General features: G+C 41.2%; 11 protein-coding genes. 2 read left to right on the top strand and 9 right to left on the bottom strand.

What is annotated here, in order from left to right:
* Positions 1-242: 242 nt before the first annotated feature.
* Positions 243-1,109 carry a YitT family protein gene (locus tag PW252_RS04125; protein ID WP_248049509.1) on the top strand — a complete coding sequence of 289 codons (867 nt, stop codon included), beginning with the start codon at positions 243-245 and terminating at the stop codon, positions 1,107-1,109.
* A 325-nt stretch (positions 1,110-1,434) separates the two neighbouring features.
* On the opposite strand, the gene PW252_RS04120 is transcribed toward PW252_RS04125, so the two are convergent.
* The 9 genes from PW252_RS04120 to PW252_RS04080 all read right to left on the bottom strand — a co-directional run bounded on the left by PW252_RS04120 (position 1,435) and on the right by PW252_RS04080 (position 17,586).
* On the bottom strand, positions 1,435-11,073 hold the full coding sequence (locus PW252_RS04120; protein WP_316716846.1) for a MucBP domain-containing protein: 9,639 nt from the start codon (positions 11,071-11,073) through the stop codon (positions 1,435-1,437).
* A 758-nt stretch (positions 11,074-11,831) separates the two neighbouring features.
* A complete protein-coding gene (locus tag PW252_RS04115) occupies positions 11,832-13,103 on the bottom strand; it encodes a toxic anion resistance protein (RefSeq protein ID WP_248049506.1) in 1,272 nt (423 codons plus the stop codon).
* 1 nt (position 13,104) lies between these two features.
* Positions 13,105-13,929 (bottom strand): hypothetical protein, encoded by an 825-nt coding sequence (locus PW252_RS04110; protein ID WP_248049504.1) that lies wholly within the window; start codon positions 13,927-13,929, stop codon positions 13,105-13,107.
* Positions 13,930-14,028: 99 nt separating this feature from the next.
* Positions 14,029-14,685, bottom strand: coding sequence for a CBS domain-containing protein (locus PW252_RS04105; RefSeq protein ID WP_172050174.1), 657 nt, complete (start codon positions 14,683-14,685; stop codon positions 14,029-14,031).
* Positions 14,686-14,861: 176 nt separating this feature from the next.
* Positions 14,862-15,095 (bottom strand): hypothetical protein, encoded by a 234-nt coding sequence (locus tag PW252_RS04100; protein WP_248049503.1) that lies wholly within the window; start codon positions 15,093-15,095, stop codon positions 14,862-14,864.
* Positions 15,096-15,107: 12 nt separating this feature from the next.
* Positions 15,108-15,365, bottom strand: a complete 258-nt coding sequence (locus PW252_RS04095) for a hypothetical protein (RefSeq protein ID WP_248049502.1) — start codon at positions 15,363-15,365, stop codon at positions 15,108-15,110.
* Positions 15,366-15,377: 12 nt separating this feature from the next.
* Positions 15,378-16,298, bottom strand: a complete 921-nt coding sequence (locus PW252_RS04090) for an Rpn family recombination-promoting nuclease/putative transposase (protein WP_248049501.1) — start codon at positions 16,296-16,298, stop codon at positions 15,378-15,380.
* Positions 16,299-16,443: 145 nt separating this feature from the next.
* Positions 16,444-17,055 (bottom strand): FMN-dependent NADH-azoreductase, encoded by a 612-nt coding sequence (locus PW252_RS04085; protein ID WP_248049500.1) that lies wholly within the window; start codon positions 17,053-17,055, stop codon positions 16,444-16,446.
* 123 nt (positions 17,056-17,178) lie between these two features.
* Positions 17,179-17,586 (bottom strand): GNAT family N-acetyltransferase, encoded by a 408-nt coding sequence (locus PW252_RS04080; protein WP_248044962.1) that lies wholly within the window; start codon positions 17,584-17,586, stop codon positions 17,179-17,181.
* A gap of 307 nt (positions 17,587-17,893) precedes the next feature.
* Between PW252_RS04080 and PW252_RS04075 the strand changes: the two genes are divergently transcribed.
* On the top strand, positions 17,894-19,150 hold the full coding sequence (locus PW252_RS04075; protein ID WP_248043812.1) for an ISL3 family transposase: 1,257 nt from the start codon (positions 17,894-17,896) through the stop codon (positions 19,148-19,150).
* Positions 19,151-19,221: the final 71 nt, after the last annotated feature.

Here is a 19,221-nt window from a genome sequence, read left to right as displayed (position 1 = left end):
ATTCACAGTTGGCAGTTCCATCTAGGACCATCTTTTAGGCTAAGCATTGTTCGTTTTTCAACAAACACTTACTAGACTAGCAAAAAATATCACTGGATATTATGCGCTTTACTGGTGAAAATAGGCTCTGAGATATTCATTCCATTTTACCAAAAAATAGGCAAAAAATCACTTGAAAAATAGACTTGTTTTTTATATGAAAATCTTTTACAATTGATATATAGATTTCTTGGGAGGGCCTTATGATTCGTATAAAGAATATAGTCTTGATTTTGCTTGGTGCTGGTCTATTTGCCTTTGGACTAAATTACCTCATCATGCCCAATCGCTTGTTTGAGGGAGGAGCGACTGGACTGGCACTCATTATTTATTACCTATTCCATATTCAACCATGGATAATGAACATTGTGATCAACATTCCCTTGTTTATTCTTGGTTGGAAAATATTAGGTAAAAAAACTCTCTATCTCAGTATTTTAGGGACCTTGGCTGTTACTGTTTGGCTGGCCATTTTTGAAAAAATCCCTTTCTCCATCAATCTCCAGCAAGATTTGATTTTGGTCAGTATCTTGGGTGGCATTCTGATGGGGTTGGGGCTGGGAACCATCTTTCGTTCAGGGGGAACAACTGGAGGGAGTGATATTATCGCCCGTATCGGTCATAAATACACTCCATATTCTATTGGACAAATTATCCTAGCCATTGATATCCTAATTCTGACCTTGATTGTCATTGTCTTTAAGGACCTTCGAACTGTCCTATATACCTTGATGATGGTAGCCATCGCTTCCCGTGTCATTGACTTTGTCACTGAGGGTGGCTACGGTAGCAAGGGAGTGATGATTGTTTCACAAAAATCCGATCAGCTTGCCCAGGCCATTGATAGCGAGATTGAACGTGGCGTCACCTTTATCAAGGCACAAGGTTTCTATAGCAAGACCAATGTCAATATGATCTACTCGGTCATCTATAAAAGTCAATTACAAGAAATGAAGGAGCTCATCCATCGAATTGACCCCCACGCTTTTATCACCATAACAGATGCCCATGAAGTGCTAGGGGAAGGATTTACACTCGACCGAGATAAAAAGCCACTAGAACGGCATTGATAAAAAAGGCTCTTTGTCAACTATAGTAGGGTGACGATAGCTAACATCTAAAGAGGACCTCGTGGTCTTCTTTTTTTATCTATTTTTGGTTTCTGAAAGATTGACTGAAAAGACCTTCACTCTCTCTTTTTACTGTCCAAAATAATCAACTTTTATCTACTAGAAATCAAAGGTATCTCTCTATCTGGACAATTTGCATAGTGAAAATGCTAGTTTTGATGACAAAAAAAATGGTCCAAAGGACCATTTTTCCGAAAAGTCATGCTTTTCTTGTTTCTTCATTTTACATAGTAAAGGAGAAAGTCCTTCTACTACCTAAAACTCATTAGTCTTCGTTGCGACGACGTTTACCTGCAAGAGCAAGAGCTGCAATAAGCATACCTGCACCAAGTACTGTTGCTGATGATGAAGCTTCACCAGTGTTTGGCAATTGAGCCGCACCAGCTTTAGCAGTTCTTGGAGCTACAGGAGCCTGTGGTTTTGGTGTCGCAGGCGCTTGAGGTGCTGGACTTGTAGGAGTTCCTGGTTTTGGTGTAACAGGGTTGCTTACCTTGCGGTAGATGTGAGTTGTGTTTCCATCTGGATCTACAACTGTACGAACATACTCGTAACCTGGGATTGACTTGTTAGGTGTTGTTCCCTCTTCTTGCGGTGCAATTGGGTTACCATCTTCGTCAACGTGGTTTGTTACAACCTTCTTAGCAGGTGTTTCTACTTTGCGGTAGATGTGAGTTGTATTTCCATCTGGATCTACAACTGTACGAACATACTCGTAACCTGGGATTGACTTGTTAGGCGTTGTACCTTCTTCTTGCGGTGCAATTGGGTTACCATCTTCGTCAACGTGGTTTGTTACAACCTTCTTAGCAGGTGTTTCAACTTTACGGTAAACATAAGTTACTTCAGTTGTCTTACCACCTACAACAGTACCAGTTTCTGAACCTTCTACACGAACAAGCTCATAAGTTGTACCATCTTCTGTAGTGATAGTGTTTGGCTTATTATCAGTTGTGTCATAAGACTTGCCTGCCGGAACGTCTGTTTCGTCTTTAACAGGGGCCTTAATCACATTACCGTTTTCATCCACATAGTTTACCACAACGTTACCATTTTGAACGTAAGGGATTGGTGTGTCGATACCTGACTCGTCTGGAGTTGGTGGCACATAACCCTTGCTTGGATCTGTTGGATCAACTGGTTTCAATGGTTCGTTTGTCTTAGGATCTACTGGCACATAACCTGGAACGTGTGGAATAGATGGAACGCCACCGTCTGGGTAAGGTGAGGTTGGATCAATTGGCTTATCTGGAGTAGTTGGGTCGAATGGATATGGAACTTTTGGTTCTTCTCCTGCTGGCACACCTGGAATTTGTGGGATCCAGTTAGCGACTTTCTTATACACATAAGTGATCTCAGTTGTCTTACCGCCTTCAACTGTACCTGTTTCAGAACCCACTGTCTTAGATGGGATCAAGACATAACGTGAACCATCTTCTGTAACAATCTCAGCTGGCTTGTTATCTGTTGTGTCATAAGACTTGCCTGCTGGAGCGTCTGTTTCGTCTTTAACAGGGGCCTTAATCACATTGCCGTTTTCATCCACATAGTTCACCACAACGTTACCATTTTGAACGTAAGGGATTGGTGTGTCGATACCTGACTCGTCTGGAGTTGGTGGCACATAACCCTTGCTTGGATCTGTTGGATCAACTGGTTTCAATGGCTCGTTTGTCTTAGGATCTACTGGCACATAACCTGGAACGTGTGGGATTGATGGAACTCCACCATCTGGATAAGGTGAGGTTGGATCAATTGGCTTGTCTGGGTTAGTTGGGTCGAATGGATATGGAACTTTTGGTTCTTCTCCTGCTGGTACACCTGGAATTTGTGGAATCCAGTTAGCGACTTTCTTATACACATAAGTGATTTCAGTTGTCTTACCACCTTCAACTGTACCTGTTTCAGAACCAACTGTCTTAGATGGGATCAAGACATAACGTGAACCATCTTCTGTAACAATCTCAGCTGGCTTGTTATCTGTTGTGTCATAAGACTTACCTGCTGGAGCGTCTGTTTCGTCTTTAACAGGTGCCTTAATGACTGTACCATCTTCAGTCACATAGTTCACCACAACGTTACCATTTTGAACGTAAGGGATTGGTGTGTCGATACCTGACTCGTCTGGAGTTGGTGGCACATAACCCTTGCTTGGATCTGTTGGATCAACTGGTTTCAATGGTTCGTTGGTCTTAGGATCTACCGGTGTGTAGCCTGGAACATGTGGAATTGATGGAACTTCACCACCTGGGTAAGGTCTTGTTGGATCAATTGGCTTATCTGGGTTAGTTGGGTCGAATGGATATGGAACTTTTGGTTCTTGTCCTTCTGGTACACCTGGAATTTGTGGGATCCAGTTAGCAACTTTCTTATATACATAAGTGATCTCAGTTGTCTTACCACCTTCAACTGTACCTGTTTCAGAACCAACTGTCTTAGATGGAATCAAGACATAACGTGAACCATCTTCTGTAACAATCTCAGCTGGCTTGTTATCTGTTGTGTCATAAGACTTGCCTGCTGGAGCGTCTGTTTCGTCTTGAACAGGGGCCTTAATCACATTGCCGTTTTCATCCACATAGTTCACCACAACGTTACCATTTTGAACGTAAGGGATTGGTGTGTCAACGCCAGTTTCGTCTGGTGTTGGTGGCACATAACCCTTGCCTGGATCTGTTGGATCAACTGGTTTCAATGGTTCGTTGGTCTTAGGATCTACTGGTGTAAAGCCTGGAACATGTGGAATTGATGGAACTTCACCACCTGGGTAAGGTCTTGTTGGATCAATTGGCTTATCTGGGTTAGTTGGGTCGAATGGATATGGAACTTTTGGTTCTTGTCCTTCTGGTACACCTGGAATTTGTGGGATCCAGTTAGCGACTTTCTGGTACTTGTAGGTTACTACAGTTGTACCTTCAGCAACTTCACCTGTTTCAGTAACTGGGTTACCATTTGGATCTACAGCAGTTGTCTTAGATGGAACCAATACATAACGAACGCCGTCTTTCACGATTTCAGCTGGCTTGTCGCCTTCGTCAGTCGTATCGTACTTAGTACCTGTTACAACAGCGTTCTCATCAAGAACTGGGTCTTTCAGAACGTTTGATTCGTTACCTGCTTCAACATAACGGATAACAACTGAACCTGTCTTCACGTCTGGAGTTGGAGCAACAACCTTACGGTAAACATAAGTTACAACCGTTTCACCTTCTACAACCTTACCTGTTTCTGAACCTTTTGTAAGAACTGGAACAAGCTCGTAAGTAGTACCATCTTCTGTAGTGATAGTAGTTGGCTTGTTATCAGTTGTATCGTAAGCTGTACCTGTTGAGCTAGATGGAGTATCTGTTACAGGTGCTTTGATAACGTTACCTTCGGTATCGATGTAGTTAACAACAACTGAACCTTTCACTTCTTCGTAAACGTAAGTGACTTGCTTATCTTCACCAGAAGTGATTGTTCCGTTTTCTTCGCCTGTAGTTGCGTTTGGAACAAGCTTGTATGTCTTACCGTCTTCTGTTGTGATAGTAGTTGGTTTGTTGTCTTCAGTTGAATATGTCTTACCTGGTTCAGCATTCTCTTCATCCTTAACTGGAGATTTGATTACTGTACCGTCAGTTGTTACATAGTTAACTGTTACAGAACCTGCTGGCTCGTAAACATACTTAACTGTTGTCGTACCTTCAACAACGTCACCAGTTTCAGCTGCTGAGTCAGCTTTCACTTCTTTGTAGAAGTAAGTCACACCATCTTTTGTGATTGTTGCTGGTTTGAAATCAAATGTTTCATAGACAGTTCCAGTTGTTGTTTCTGGTGTATCTACAACATCAGAAGCAATCTTCTCACCTGCAGTGTTGTAGTACTCAACAACAACGTTACCTGTCTTAGCTGCTGGTGTTTCAACCTTACGGTAAACATAAGTTACTTCAGTAGTCTTACCTGATTCAACTTCACCATTTTCAGTACCGATAGTTGCACTTGGAACCAATTCGTAAGTTGTGCCATCTTCAGTAGTGATAGTAGTTGGCTTGTTATCTGTTGTGTTGTACTCAGTACCTGGAGCCGCATTTGTTTCATCATTCACAGGTTGCTTGATAACTGTACCATCTTCAGTGATGTAGTTAACAACAACGTTACCTGCTTGCTCGTAAACGTAAGTGATAGCTGTTGTACCTTCTACAACCTTACCAGTTTCAGTAGCTGAAGTTGCGTCTACTTCTTTGTAGTAGTAAACTGTGCCATCTTCTGCTGTGATCTTAGCTGGCTTGTTATCAGTTGTGTCGTAGTCTGTACCTGTTGAAGTTGTCTTCGTATCCACTACTTGAGGAGCGATTACTTCACCTGCAGTGTTTACATAGTTAACAACAACATCACCCTTAACTTCTTCGTAAACGTATGTTACTTCCGTTACACCTGGAACAACTTCGCCTGTTTCAGAACCTTGAGTAAGGGCTGGAACAAGTTTGTATGTCTTACCATCTGCTGTTGTGATAGTAGTTGGTTTGTTGTCTGTTGTGTCGTAGTCTGTACCTGTAGATGTTTCTGGTGTGTCTGTCACAGGCGCTTGAAGAACTGTGCCATCAGTTGTTACATAGTTAACAACGACTGAACCTTTCACTTCTTTGTAGACATAAGTCACTTCTGTTGTCTTACCAGATTCAACCGTACCTTCTTCAGTACCGATTGTTGCAGTTGGGATCAACTCGTAAGTCTTACCGTCTTCTGTTGTGATAGTTGTTGGTTTGTTATCAGTTGTGCTGTACTCAGTACCTGGCTTAGCGTTTGTTTCATCGTTTACAGGTTGCTTGATTACAGTACCATCTTCAGCGATGTAGTTAACAACAACGTTACCAGCTTGTTCATAAACGTATTGAACAGTTGTAGTTGTTTCTGCTACTTTACCAGTTGTTGGTGCAGAAGTATCTTTCACTTCTTTGTAGTAGTAAACTGTGCCATCAGCTGTTGTGATAGTTTCTGGACGGTTGTCTTCATCTGTGTTGTAGACTGTACCAACAGACTTATCATCTTCATCCACAACAGTTGCTGCAATCACTTCACCAGCTGTGTTGTAGTATTCTACAACAACGTCAGACTTAACTTCTTCGTAGATGTACGTTACTTCGATAGTCTTACCTGCTTCAACATCACCAGTTTCGTTACCGATTGTTGCTGCTGGAACAAGTTTGTAGACTTTGCCATCTGCTGTTGTGATGGTTTCTGGCTTGTTATCTGTTGTGTTGTAGTCGTAACCTGGCTCTTGGTTCGTTTCATCGTTTACTGGAGCTTTGATAACTGTACCATCTGCCAATGTGTAGTTAACAACAACGTTACCAGCTTTTTGGTAAACATAAGTGACTTCTGTTGTACCTTCTACAACCTTACCAGTTTCAGGAGCTGAACCTGCTTGTACTTCATCTTGTGGCAAGATGTAGTAAACTGTGCCATCTTCTGCTGTAATCTTAGCTGGTTTGTTATCAGTTGTATCGTAAGCTGTACCTGTGTCAGACACTTTAGTATCTGTCACATCTTTAGCGATTGTGTTGCCTTCTGTATCTACATAGTGAACAACAACATCACCTTTTACCAATTCGTACACATAGGTTACTTCTGTCGTACCTTCTACAACCTTACCAGTTTCGTTTGCTGGGATAGCAGATGGAACAAGTTTGTAGATCTTACCGTCTGCAGTTGTGATAGTGTTTGGACGAAGGTCAGTCGTATTGTACTCAGTACCTGTTGAGCTTTCTGGTGTGTCTTCAACTGTGCTTGCAGTTTCTGTACCTGCATCAGTGATACCAGCGATCGGTTTACCATTTTCATCAACGTAGTTAACGATAACGTTACCTTTTACTTCTTTGTAAACGTAAGTAACTTCTTTAGTCACCCCTGCTTCAACTGCACCAGTTGGAGCATCACCTGAAGCCAAGTTGCTGTCTGCTGCTACTGTACCAACTGGGTAATCACCTGCTGGAACAAGTTTGTAGGTCTTACCATCTTTTGCAACAATTGTATCTGGACGGTTGTCCGCAAGTGTATCGTAGTTAGAACCTGGTTGTCCGTTTTCAACATCCAATACATCTGCCTTGATTTCAGTACCATTTACATCTACATAGTTAACATTGACAGAGCCTGCTTTTTCGTAAACGTACTGAACAGTTGTTGTTGTTTCTGCTACTTTACCAGTTGTTGGTGCAGAAGTGTCTTTCACTTCTTTGTAGTAGTAAACTGTACCGTCCGCTGCTGTGATGGTTGCTGGTTTCTTATCGTCTGTATTATAGGCTGTACCAACTGAAGCGTCTTCTGTATCCACTACAGATGTTGCGTTACCTGTTTCAGTACCTGAAATTGGGTTGCCTTCTGTATCGTAGTACTCAACTACAACGTCAGATTTCACTTCTTGGTAAACGTAAGTTACTTCTTTAGCTACACCTGCTTCAACAGTACCTGTTGGAGTTGCGCCTGAAGCCAAGTTGCTATCTGCTGCTACTGTACCTACTGGGTAGTCACCTGCTGGAACAAGAGCATATACTTTACCGTCTGATGTGATAGTTGCTGGTTTTTCAGTACCTTCAGCTGTGTTGTAGTCTGAACCTGGTTTGCCGTCAGTAGTGTCCGCAACTGGAGCTTGCAATTCAAGACCGTTAACGTCCACATACTTGATAACAACGTCACCAGCTTTTTCGTAAACATAGGTTACTTCTGTCGTACCTTCTACTACTGTACCAGTTTCGTTTGAACCAGCTTGAATTTCTTTGTAGTAATATACATCGCCAGTTGCATCTTCAATGATTTTCTCTGGAACTTGATCAGCTGTTGAGTAGTCTGTACCTACAAGGGCATCGTTTGTATCTACAACTGGGGTTGCGATAACTTTGCCATCCGTATTTACATAGTTAACAACAACATCACCATACTTAGGATTTTCAGCAAAGTAAACAACTTCATTGATGTCCGCATCAGTCGCTGTAACAGTCTTAGCATTGATTGTCTCTGTCATTGGCGCATCTGCACCCTCAAGAGTAGTACGGCTTGCTGTATAACCTGGAACTTGTGGAAGGACATTACCTTTAAGAGTATCTGTCGTATCAGCTCCCCACTCACCGTAAATAATATCACCTGTTACAAGGTTCACTTGAGCTGGACGAGTGAAGGTTACTGTTTCAGTTTTAACAAACGGAGTTCCTTCAGTAGAGCCTTTTGGCAAGACATTACCTGCAGTATCTACGAGAACTGGAGAGCCATCTTCATACTTGTATTCAACAGTACGGGTTACTTCTTGAGTTGCTTCCAAGTTTTCTAATGTTGCAGGCCATACTGGTGAGTTTGGATCTGTTGGATCTACAGGCTCACCTGGTACAACAGTCTTAGGAACATCAACAACACGTGGCTTGATGACAACAAGGAATTCTTGCAATTTATCTGAATCATAGTCGTAATCTTGACCAGCATCAGTAGTGAAGTTGTCAGATACAAGCTCATAACCCAATTTCTTATACTTGTTAATGGTATCTTCAGTTGAGTAAGTGATATCTGTTCCTGGGTTACCTGTCAAAGTACCTGAATCTTCCAAGAAGTCTGTCGCACCTTCAACTTGGTAACGGATGATGGCTTCCTGTGGTACAGGTGTGTAAATGTGCGTTGTTTCAGTAACAGTTTGGGCATTGTTATTCAAACTGATCGTATGGTGCATCCCATTCCAAGACCTTGGACGTACACCAAAATCTTGTCCTTCTTCCCAATTAGAAGTATCCGTCGTCGCACCTGCAGTATCACGAGTATCATATTCAAAAGTCATACGTGAAGCGTTACCTAGGGCCGCTGGACGAACACGAATAAAGGCGAGGGTACCATCTTGTTTCTCGTTAAATTTGATATGGAACCACTGGCTTGTTGAAGTCAAGGTACTGAAATCAAGCTCTGCTGGATCTGTAATCAAAGTACCACGGACTGGAGTTGGTTGCTTATCCCCTTCTTTGTCTTTATAAATCTTCTCTGTTGAAGCATCTACGCGATAAACTTCATAGCCAGATGTTAGTAGAGAAGGAAGAAGCTTCAAGTTTGTATTCACTGTACCAACTGGCATGTCATCTGTTACCAAGATTGGTAGGAAGCCATCTAGATTAGTATCTGTATAACTCTGTGTACCTGTGTAGTTTGGATCTGCTATGTAGTAGGTTTTCTTAATAGTTCCATCTGTACCCACAGCTTCAACGATTGTCTTGAACTGTACACCACTTGTAGCAAAACGAGTTACTTCAACGTATGGCTCTGATGGAACGAGAACGACGTTAGATGTTGTTGTTGTCGTTTCTTTGTAAGTATAACCCGCAAACTCTCTCTTTTCAGATGGAGTAGTATTCAAGTCTGGTGTTGTTAACACCGTATAGGTAGCTAGTTGTTGACCATCCTCTGTCTTGTAGACAGTCGTATTAGTGGTTGGTCGGATCAACTTTTGACTAACAGCACTCATTGTGTTGTAAGCCCATTGAATACGGATAACACCGAACATATCTTTCGAATCATAGTCTGGGTCATAGGTGTATACAAATGGATAGCCTGCACCATGTGTAGTCTTGAAGTAATCAAATTCTACAGCTGTGTTTGGCTCAACTTTTTTAGTTTCAACAACTGTTCCGTCGTTTGCAACCAACTCTACCAAGAGCTTGCCGTAAAGATCGGTTGGGTTAACAGATGTACGGAAGTAAGCACCACCTGTTGACTGCCCACCGTTTTCTTTGAAAGGTGTATAGACAGGTGCAACAGCATCAAAGTATGCAACAGGTGTATATTGAATTGTCAAATAATCTGCAACTTCAGTAGCTTTAAGGGATCCACTAACTTTTGATGTTACACTTGCACCATTTGGATCGGACATATCTGGAGTTGCAGTTGTACCTGTTTCGATAAGGATACCATCTCCATCACCAACGTTTTGTAAGTTAGTAGAAGTCGCTGCAAGCAAGACTTGGATATCTTCAGTTCCCAAGAATTTACGCAATTCCAAAGCCAAGGCTTCCACATTTGTACGAACTGCATTGATTTGTTCATTAACATTTTCAAGAGTTGCTACTGAGTCTTTCAAGACAGTAACAGCTTCTGTCGCAGCCAATTTCGTTGCATCTGCAGCTGTTTTTAAAGACTCATTGCCTTCTGGAGAAGCTGTGTACAAACGACTTGCTTCGTTTGACAAAACTTCAGCCTCAGAGATATTTTGCTCAAGTACTACTTTTGCTTCTGCAACAGTTACTGGTGTTGTTGCAACTGGTGTTGCTGTTTCAGTTGCTGTTTTCGTTGCTGTAGCTGTAGGTGAAGTAGGCGTGGTTGTTGCTTTAGTTGTAGCTGCTTTCTTCACAAGCTTAACTGTTACAAGGTTTTCGCCAGCTTCAGTCACTTCTTGCGATACTGTAGATGCTTGACCTGTGGCTAACTCATAGCCTTCTGGCAATTCTGCTACTACTTCAACTGTTGTTTTAGCAGTTGTGTCTGTTGTAGTAACTGTAGCTGATTTCACTACTGCGTTTACAAGGGTGCCATCTTCTAGCACATAGTTCACGATGTAGTTGATGGTTGCGGAGCGCTCAACTGTCGCAACTACTTCCGTTGTTGTCACTGGTGCAACTTCTGTCGCTGATGTTTCAGTAGTCGTTGAAGCTACTGTCGCTGTTGTTTCAGTAGTCGATGACGGTGTTACTGCTACACTTGCTTCTGTTGATGAAGCCGACGTTGTAGTTGCTGTCGTTGGTTCGGATGTTGCAGCTGTTGTTTCTGCTTTAGCGGCTTGCGCACCAGCACCCATGGCTAGTGACATACCAAGCAATACGCTGGCTGCACCGAAATGATATTTACGGATTGAGAAATGTTGTTTCATTCCGTACCAATCAAATGATTTTTTCTTTGCTCTCTGCATCAAATGCCTCCCAAAAAATAATAACAAGCTATGTGAAAAATCATCAATAGGAAATGCAACAATAAACTTATCCTTTAAAGCTCTAACTGTCCTTCAAAGGTCGTGGAATATTCATCGTCAAACTATATAAAATAGTAATAATCAATATATATGGGGGGATTGATTGGTACATATACACTTTAACAATTTAATAAGCAACCATCCACCAAGTTCTTGTTACGTTTACCATGCGACTGTCCACATAGCTGCTGACGATATATACATATCCCTAAAAGCCTTATCCTACAACACTTTTCAACCTTATGTGGTTCTCTAGTCAACCATATAATACAAGTGAACGGATGTTTAGACTGTCGAAAATCCATACTTGACGCGCAACACTTCGCAAGTATCATTTCCACATCTACCAGTGAATAAACACTAAACTTACAGAAATAAATATATCTTCGAAATTATATCACCCCCCCCATATTTTTCAAGTACTATGCTTAAAATTGCAATATTTTTTTGCTTTTTTATTCAATATCCGAACATTTGCATTTTTAATTTAGTTAAAATCATATTCTTTTTACTTGTTTTCCTTCAGCTACTTGTTTGAAAGATAGATTTTTATTGCTTATTCTAGAATGAACTTTTAGGTAAACATATCGTTAGAATTCTTATAAAAAAAGAAAAAAAGTCCAATTAAGGACTTCTTTTATCAGCTTTGTTCTTACAACTACCATTATTTTTAATGACAAAAAGCGGCAGTTTTTGTATTATTCAGCTGGTTCTAGTGGTTGTTCAGCCTCAGACTGAGCAGCCTTACCTTGATCCAATAAAGCTGCAATAATCTTCTGATCACGCAATTTTACAGAATCATTGATGGTTTCAGCCGAACGGATAATAGCCGCTTCTAGCTCACGACGTTTTTGGCGACCTTCGTCAATTGCTGCAATAATGCCATTGTTCTGGGCGACCAAACTCTCTGCCAACTTGGTAACAGAAGCTACTGAAAGGGTTGGATTTTGAGCGGTGCGTTCCATCATCGGAATAGCTTCTTTTGATGTATCCGCCAGCATTTGAAGAGCTGCATTGTTGGCATTGACAATGGCATCCGCTGTCTGACTAGACTTGATAGACTGTTGGAGGATACCCAACTGGGCAATAGACAGCTTCATTGTCGGAATGGTATTGCGGCGCAACATACCAAGTCGTTGCTTCATATCTGATGAAACTTTGACAAGGTTGCGCATTTGCGGCGTTGTTGTCCAGGCAACATAGAGGCGGCTCATGTATTCTGAGTGTTGTTGTTCCAGAATATTGGCAACTTCTGTCACACGCGCCAGCTTTTCAGAAGCTACTTGATAGTCTACCGTAGTTGGTTGCAGACCTGCTAAGCGTTCCTGCTCTGCTTTTGCTCGCTGAGCAGCCTCTTGACCAGTCGCTTCGATAAAGGCGATGACACCGACTAGATTTTCAATAGACTTGGTATTGTTCTCAATCAGGAGCTCCGCTGATACGATATTACGGGACAAGACCTCTTCTTGCTTGACTACGCTGGCCGCCATGCTGTCCATTTTCTTTTCAATGGTCTGCGAATCAAAGTAAAATTCCTGCAAGTCATTTTTGGTTTGCTTAAACAAGCGCTGGAAGAAACCTGGTTTCTTTTCCAACTCAGCAGTTGTCGAAATGTCCTTGTACTTAGCCACAAAGCCATTCAATTCACGATTGGTATTGGCCAACAGCTCATCCACCTGTGGAATTTCGATCTTTTTCTGTTCAGACAGAATGTGGTTGACCGTCGCATTGACTTCTTCCACGGCTTCCTTGCCGAAATCCAAGAGTGCATTCTGGTTGGCCAAGAAATTATCTACCAATTGCGGTGCTTTAGCACGAATGCCTGTCTGTTGTTCTGGTGTCAACTGGGCCAAGAAAGATACCTTGGTCGTATCTCCAGCTGGTGTTGCTTGAATGATTTCTGTGGTCTTGTCCTTGGTTGACAAACTATTGTTAGCAATCTGATCAATATCGAAATTAAATCCTGACATCTTATCCCTCTTTCTTCTTCATCATGCGCAGGCTGATTTCAAAATCCTGCATATCAGCTTCGTTAAATTGTTTAATGGTATCGTCCAAATCCCTGTCAAAGGTTTCCAGAGCCAGCTTGGCCTGGGCCAGTCGCTCTTCTGCATTGAAATAATCTTTGGGTGCTTCCTTGATTTTCAAATAACCTTGTAAGATATCCCTAAAGCGATTCATATTGGCTTCATGGATGGCTGTCAATTCTTCCCGCTTATCCGGTGCATTTTCAAGTTTCTCTAGAATAACCTGATTGTCCCTTTGAATATTGCAATAGGTTTCCAGGATTTCAGGAGCCAATTCTGCAATATAGGCTTGCTCGTCCCCAGGTTTAGCTTGCCTAGGAGGACCCTCACTTTTCAGATTATCATGATTTTCAGTAAAGGAGGAAGTCTGCTCAGGCATTTTTAATTGATATTTTAGTTGCAAGGTATCGACAATTTCTTTGCTTTGAAAGGCATCCAGGTATTTGCCGTTCTTTTGATAGAGCTGGTCTAACTCAAACAATTCTCCTAAGATGCGGCTACGCAAGCTTAAAACTGCTTTATCCTCACCATTTTCCGCCAACAATTGCTGGTGTTTTTCAAAACCAGACCGAATGCTGAGCTGGAGGGTCTGCAAGCGGTTGATTTTGTCCCCATGCAAAAAACGGTTGATATTATCACGCTGGAAAAGCTTACCAAGCATTGGTAAGACAACTTTCCCTAAAATTTTGAACAAACCGAAGACTAGAACAAGCAGGATACTTTCAATATCGTCATCATGTCTGTACTTCTTGTATTTCTTATATCCCATACTTCCTCCTCTTGTAATCCCTTTTATTATACCATATAAGTATTTTATCTAGTCAAAACTTATTTACAAAAAGAAGAAAAAGCCGAGAAATCTCGACTTTTAGATATTTTTTGCTACAGTTGGTACTAGACTATCAATTTGCAAACCCGCACCCTCGAATAGGCTACGAACTTCTTCTACATCTACCTTACCATCAATTTGGACTTCGATAACTGCCTTACCTGATTTGGTAACTAGTTGGACCGTTGAAGCAATATTGTATTCCTTGTCTGCTACCAGACGGATGATTTTCTCTAACTCACCAGCCTTATTTTCCACAAGGAAGCGAGCACGAACACCCTCTTCGCCATAGCCTGAAACATGGAGAAAGGCTGCAAATACATCACGGTCAGTGATAACACCATAGAGTTGGCCATTATCTACAACAGGAAGAATACCGACCTTGTTTTTGTACATGAGGTAAACAGCATCTTCAAGACTGGCATAGCCTGAAACAGTGATGACATTTTTAATCATAACGTCTTTGACCTTGGTCTTGTTTAGAAGATAGTTCATCTCATAGATAGATAAACTGGTTGCCTTAGATGGACTGGCTTCAGCAATGGTTCCTTCCGTCACCAAGCCGACCAATTTGTCATTTTCAATAACAGGCAAACGATGCAGACCCTGTTCACGCATCAAATCAGCCGCATGGGCAATGGTTGTATCTGGTGAAATGTAAACAACTTTACGGGTCATAAAATCTTTAACTGACATAGGATTTCCTCCTCGATTTTTCCTACCTCAATTATAGCACAATGCGAAAACGATTTCAATATTTTGTGAAAAGAAATGAAAATTAGGGCGGATCATCAGCAGAAAGATTGGCTAAGCCAAGACATCTTTTATTGAAGGGAGATTAGACAGCCACTGTTCTCCATTTTGACTTCCTCCTAAAACTGATGGTCTTGTGAAAGGGAAGCCAACTGTTCTGAAGTTAAGCCGGTGATTTCTAAAACATCTTCTATGCCAAGACCTCTGTTTAACAAGCGCTGAGCAACTTCTAAACTTTTTTGTATACTACCTTCTAATCGACCTTCTTCCTTACCGCACTGTCTACCACGTAGGAAAGAACTTTCCAATTCACCAAAGTGGTTGGAAGCGTTGCGCAACCATTGATCTACCATTTTGACTTCCTCCTAAAACTGATGGTCTTGTGAAAGATGAGCCAACTGTTCTGAGGTTAAGCCGGTGATTTCTAAAACATCTTCTATGTCAAGTCCTCTGTTTAATAAGCGCTGAGCAACTTCTAAACTTTTTTGTATACTACCTTCTAATCGTCCTTCTGCTAAACCTTCTAATCGACCTTCTTCCTTACCGCGCTGTCTACCACGTAGGAAAGAACTTTCCAATTCACCAAAGTGGTTGGAAGCGTTGCGCAACCATTGATCTACCATTTTGACTTCCTCCTAAAACTGATGGTCTTGTGAAAGGGAAGCCAACTGTTCTGAAGTTAAGCCGGTGATTTCTAAAACATCTTCTATGCCAAGACCTCTGTTTAATAAGCGCTGAGCAACTTCTAAACTTTTTTGTATACTACCTTCTAATCGACCTTCTGCTAGACCTTCTTCCTTACCGCGCTGTCTACCACGTAGGAAAGAACTTTCCAATTCACCAAAGTGGTTGGAAGCGTTGCGCAACCATTGATCTACCATTTTGACTTCCTCCTCTGTCCATGTATTTCTATCCAACAGGTGTTCTGCCTTTTCAATTACATCTGATGTAGCTTGACTAAATTTTCGATTGGCAAAAAATTCAATCCATTGGCGTTGATTTTTCTCCAGCTGACCCTTACGGAATTTTTTCAGTTCAATAATGACCATCTCAAACGGCTTTTTCAATTCCTCATGTTCGCCAAATGGCAATTCCAAGATTTGACCTCCATCTTTTTCAGTCAATACAAAACTATGAATAGGTTGGTCGTCATCAAAATACCTGCTGGCTACTAAGGCAATCGAATAAATCGGTGAAATTTTGTCATACATATCATGTGTCTGCGCAACTTTCTCACGAATATTGGGCAAGTCCTTGACCAGATGTTGACAAGTATAGGTCCACAAACGCTTGATAAAACTATTTTGATAGGCAACCTGTATCTCGATGATGACTTGCGTCCCGTCATCCATGCGAGCCAAAATATCCACTGTAGTGCTAAAGTGGCTGGTTCTTTCTTTTTTCACATCCGCAATGGTACCATTCAAAATTTGAACAGATTTGGGACGAAAACCTAGAAAGGTATTGATAAAATCAATAGTGATTTCATGGTCATTAAAAATCTTTTTTGCAATAATATCAGCCATGGGACTGACTGCCTGACGGCGTTTAGTCATCTTTTTCCTCCGAATAGTGTGATTGAGAGTTCCTCTCTATCTATTTATTCGGAAATGTTCCTAGTTATATTATAGCACTTATGTAAATTTTTTTAAGCTAAAAGAGAGAAAAAGGAGTGGATAATCTCCAAAATCTTTTTTACGCTTAAAAACTTTCTAAAATTTTATCAATCTTGACCATCGCTTTATCATAGATAGCCTGAGCCTGACTTGGATCGGCAGATTGCCCTTCGATAAAGACCTGATGAATGTCTTCAAAGCCTAAAAATTCAAAGATAGACTTGATGTACTGAGCAGCTGGATCCTGACCTGCATAAACACCACCATTGGACTGAATGTGCATGAGCTTTTTATCCTTGACCAAACCGATAGAGCCTTCTGGTCCATACTTGAAGGTCAGACCTGCTACATTGATGGTATTGACCCAGGACACCAGCTGACTAGGTACATTTAGATTCCATAGAGGATTAACGACAACAATCTTATCAGCTGCAAGAAATTGCTGGGTCAAGGCATTGTAACGGTCCAATTGTTTTGCTTGCTCAGGACTGATGCTCTCGCCTTTTTTAGCTGATCCCATTGCTTCAAATAGGGGCTTGTCCAAGGCTGGAATTTGGTCTTCAAAGACATCAACTACTTCTATCTTATCTTCTGGATGCAAACTAGCGTATCGTGCTTGAAATTCCTCCAAGGCCCGCAAGGCATAGGATTTTTGTGCATCGAGGGGATGGGCTTTTACAATCAGTAGGGTTGCCATAATATTTCTCCTTATTATCACTAATTATCGGTAGTTCTATTCTACTCTTTTTGATTTGAATTTCAAATCACCTGCTCACAGCAAGAGGCTGGTTAACCAGCCTCTGCTTTTCTTGTTTGTTTCTTATTTTAAATAAGTATAAGCAACACAGCCTAAACTATCAACAGCCGTAAAACCGAGTGCTTCATAGAATGACCTTGTTTTCTCAGCATTATCCGTCAAAAGATGAAGCTGATAAATACCTGGAAAGTGTGCAATAGCTTGTTCCAGGAGTTGGCGTCCAATCCCTTGTCGCTGGTAAGCGGGCAGGACTAAAATATCCTGAATAAAAACAATGGAATAGCCATCACCTACTGCTCGTAACATACCTACAAGTTGCTCTCTATCAAAGGCAGCCAAAACCAATAGAGTATTTTCTAGGGCATTTTGCAACATATCTGGACAAGCAGTGTAGTTTGTCCAACCCACAGAGGCATAGAGGTCCAGGACAGCTTGAAAATTGAGTTGAGGATTTTGTTTGTAAGTAATCATATTTTTCTCCTTTGTATTGTTTTTTAGAATACAAAGGCTTTATCCATTGTCAAAATACCCATGATCAACCCTCCCTATTTCACTGTCTTTAGTATAGCAGAAAAACAGCAATTATTAAAGGATTTAATAGGAATTTCAGGACATTTGATGGTCTTCGAAGTAGGGTTACGGTGCAAAAAAAACGGCTCTATAATTTCTGTAGTGGGTAAATCCACCATGGAAATTATGGAGCTTTTTTGAGTATAGAAAAAAAGTCCCATATGACCTATAATGAAAAGCGACTAAACAACTCATTAGAAAGACTCATATGGAACAACTAAATCTTATCACAAATTTTCTCGGAATAAAAGACAAAAATATTATTATCACTGATGAATACAATATGGGAACGCACAAAGAACTTCATGGTTACTTGGATTACGAGCCTCCTAAATGTCCTGCCTGCAAGGGACAGATGGACAAATACGACTTCCAGAAAGCTTCTAAAATCCCTTATCTGGAGTGTGCTGGCTACCGAACTCTCATTCGCCTGAAAAAGCGCCGTTTCAAGTGCAAAGACTGCGGAAAAATGGCTGTCGCTGAAACTCCTCTGGTCAAGAAGAACCACCAAATCGCAAACATCGTTCACCAGAAAATCGCTCAACTTCTCATTGAAAAACAGTCTATGACCGATATCGCTAAGCGCCTTGCCGTCTCTACCTCAACCGTCATTCGCAAGCTAAATGAGTTCCAATTTAAATCCGACTGGAATTGGTTGCCTGAGAATATGAGCTGGGATGAGTACGGCTTCAAGAAGGGAAAAATGAGTTTCATCGCTCAGGATTTCGACTCGCTAAAAGTCATCTCTATCCTCGATGGACGCACGCAAGCCACGATTAGAAACCACTTCCTACGCTATTCCAGACAGGCTAGAAACCGCGTTAAAGTTATCACTATGGACATGTTTAGTCCATACTACCAATTGGCTAAACAGCTTTTTCCGCATGCTAAAATCGTCCTTGACCGCTTTCATATCGTACAACACCTCAGCCGTGCTATGAACCGTGTCCGCATTCAAATCATGAATCAATTCGACAGAAAATCGCACGAATACCGAGCCTTGAAACGTTACTGGAAATTGATTCAACAAGATGGCCGTAAACTCAGCGATAAACGATTTTATCGCCCTATGTTTCGCATGCACTTGACTAACAAGGAAATTCTAGAAAAACTCCTATCCTACTCAGATGAACTCCGACAGCACTATGAACTCTATCAATTTCTCTTGTTCCATTTCCAAGAGAAAAACTCAGTTCATTTCTTTGACCTTATTGAACAGGAAATGGCCAATGTTAATCCTATTTTCCAGACGGTATTTAAGACATTTCTAAAGGATAAAGACAAGGTTTTAAACGCCCTGGAATTGCCTTATTCCAACGCCAAACTGGAAGCTACCAACAATCTCATCAAAGTCATTAAGAGAAATGCCTTTGGTTTTAGGAACTTTGAAAATTTTAAAAAACGCATTTTGATTGCTTTGAACATAAAGAAAGAGAGAACGAAGTTCGTCCTCTCTAGGTGTTAGCTTTTCATCTACCCACTACAGTTGACAAAGAGCCAAAAAAACAAGAGAGGAAAATCCTCTCTTGTTCATGT

Origin of the sequence: Streptococcus sp. 29887, assembly GCF_032595075.1 — a bacterium.
Taxonomy (GTDB): Bacteria; Bacillota; Bacilli; order Lactobacillales; family Streptococcaceae; genus Streptococcus; species Streptococcus iners.
The sequence above is the reverse complement of the archived record's forward strand: the minus strand, read 5'-3'. Positions and strand labels throughout refer to the sequence as shown.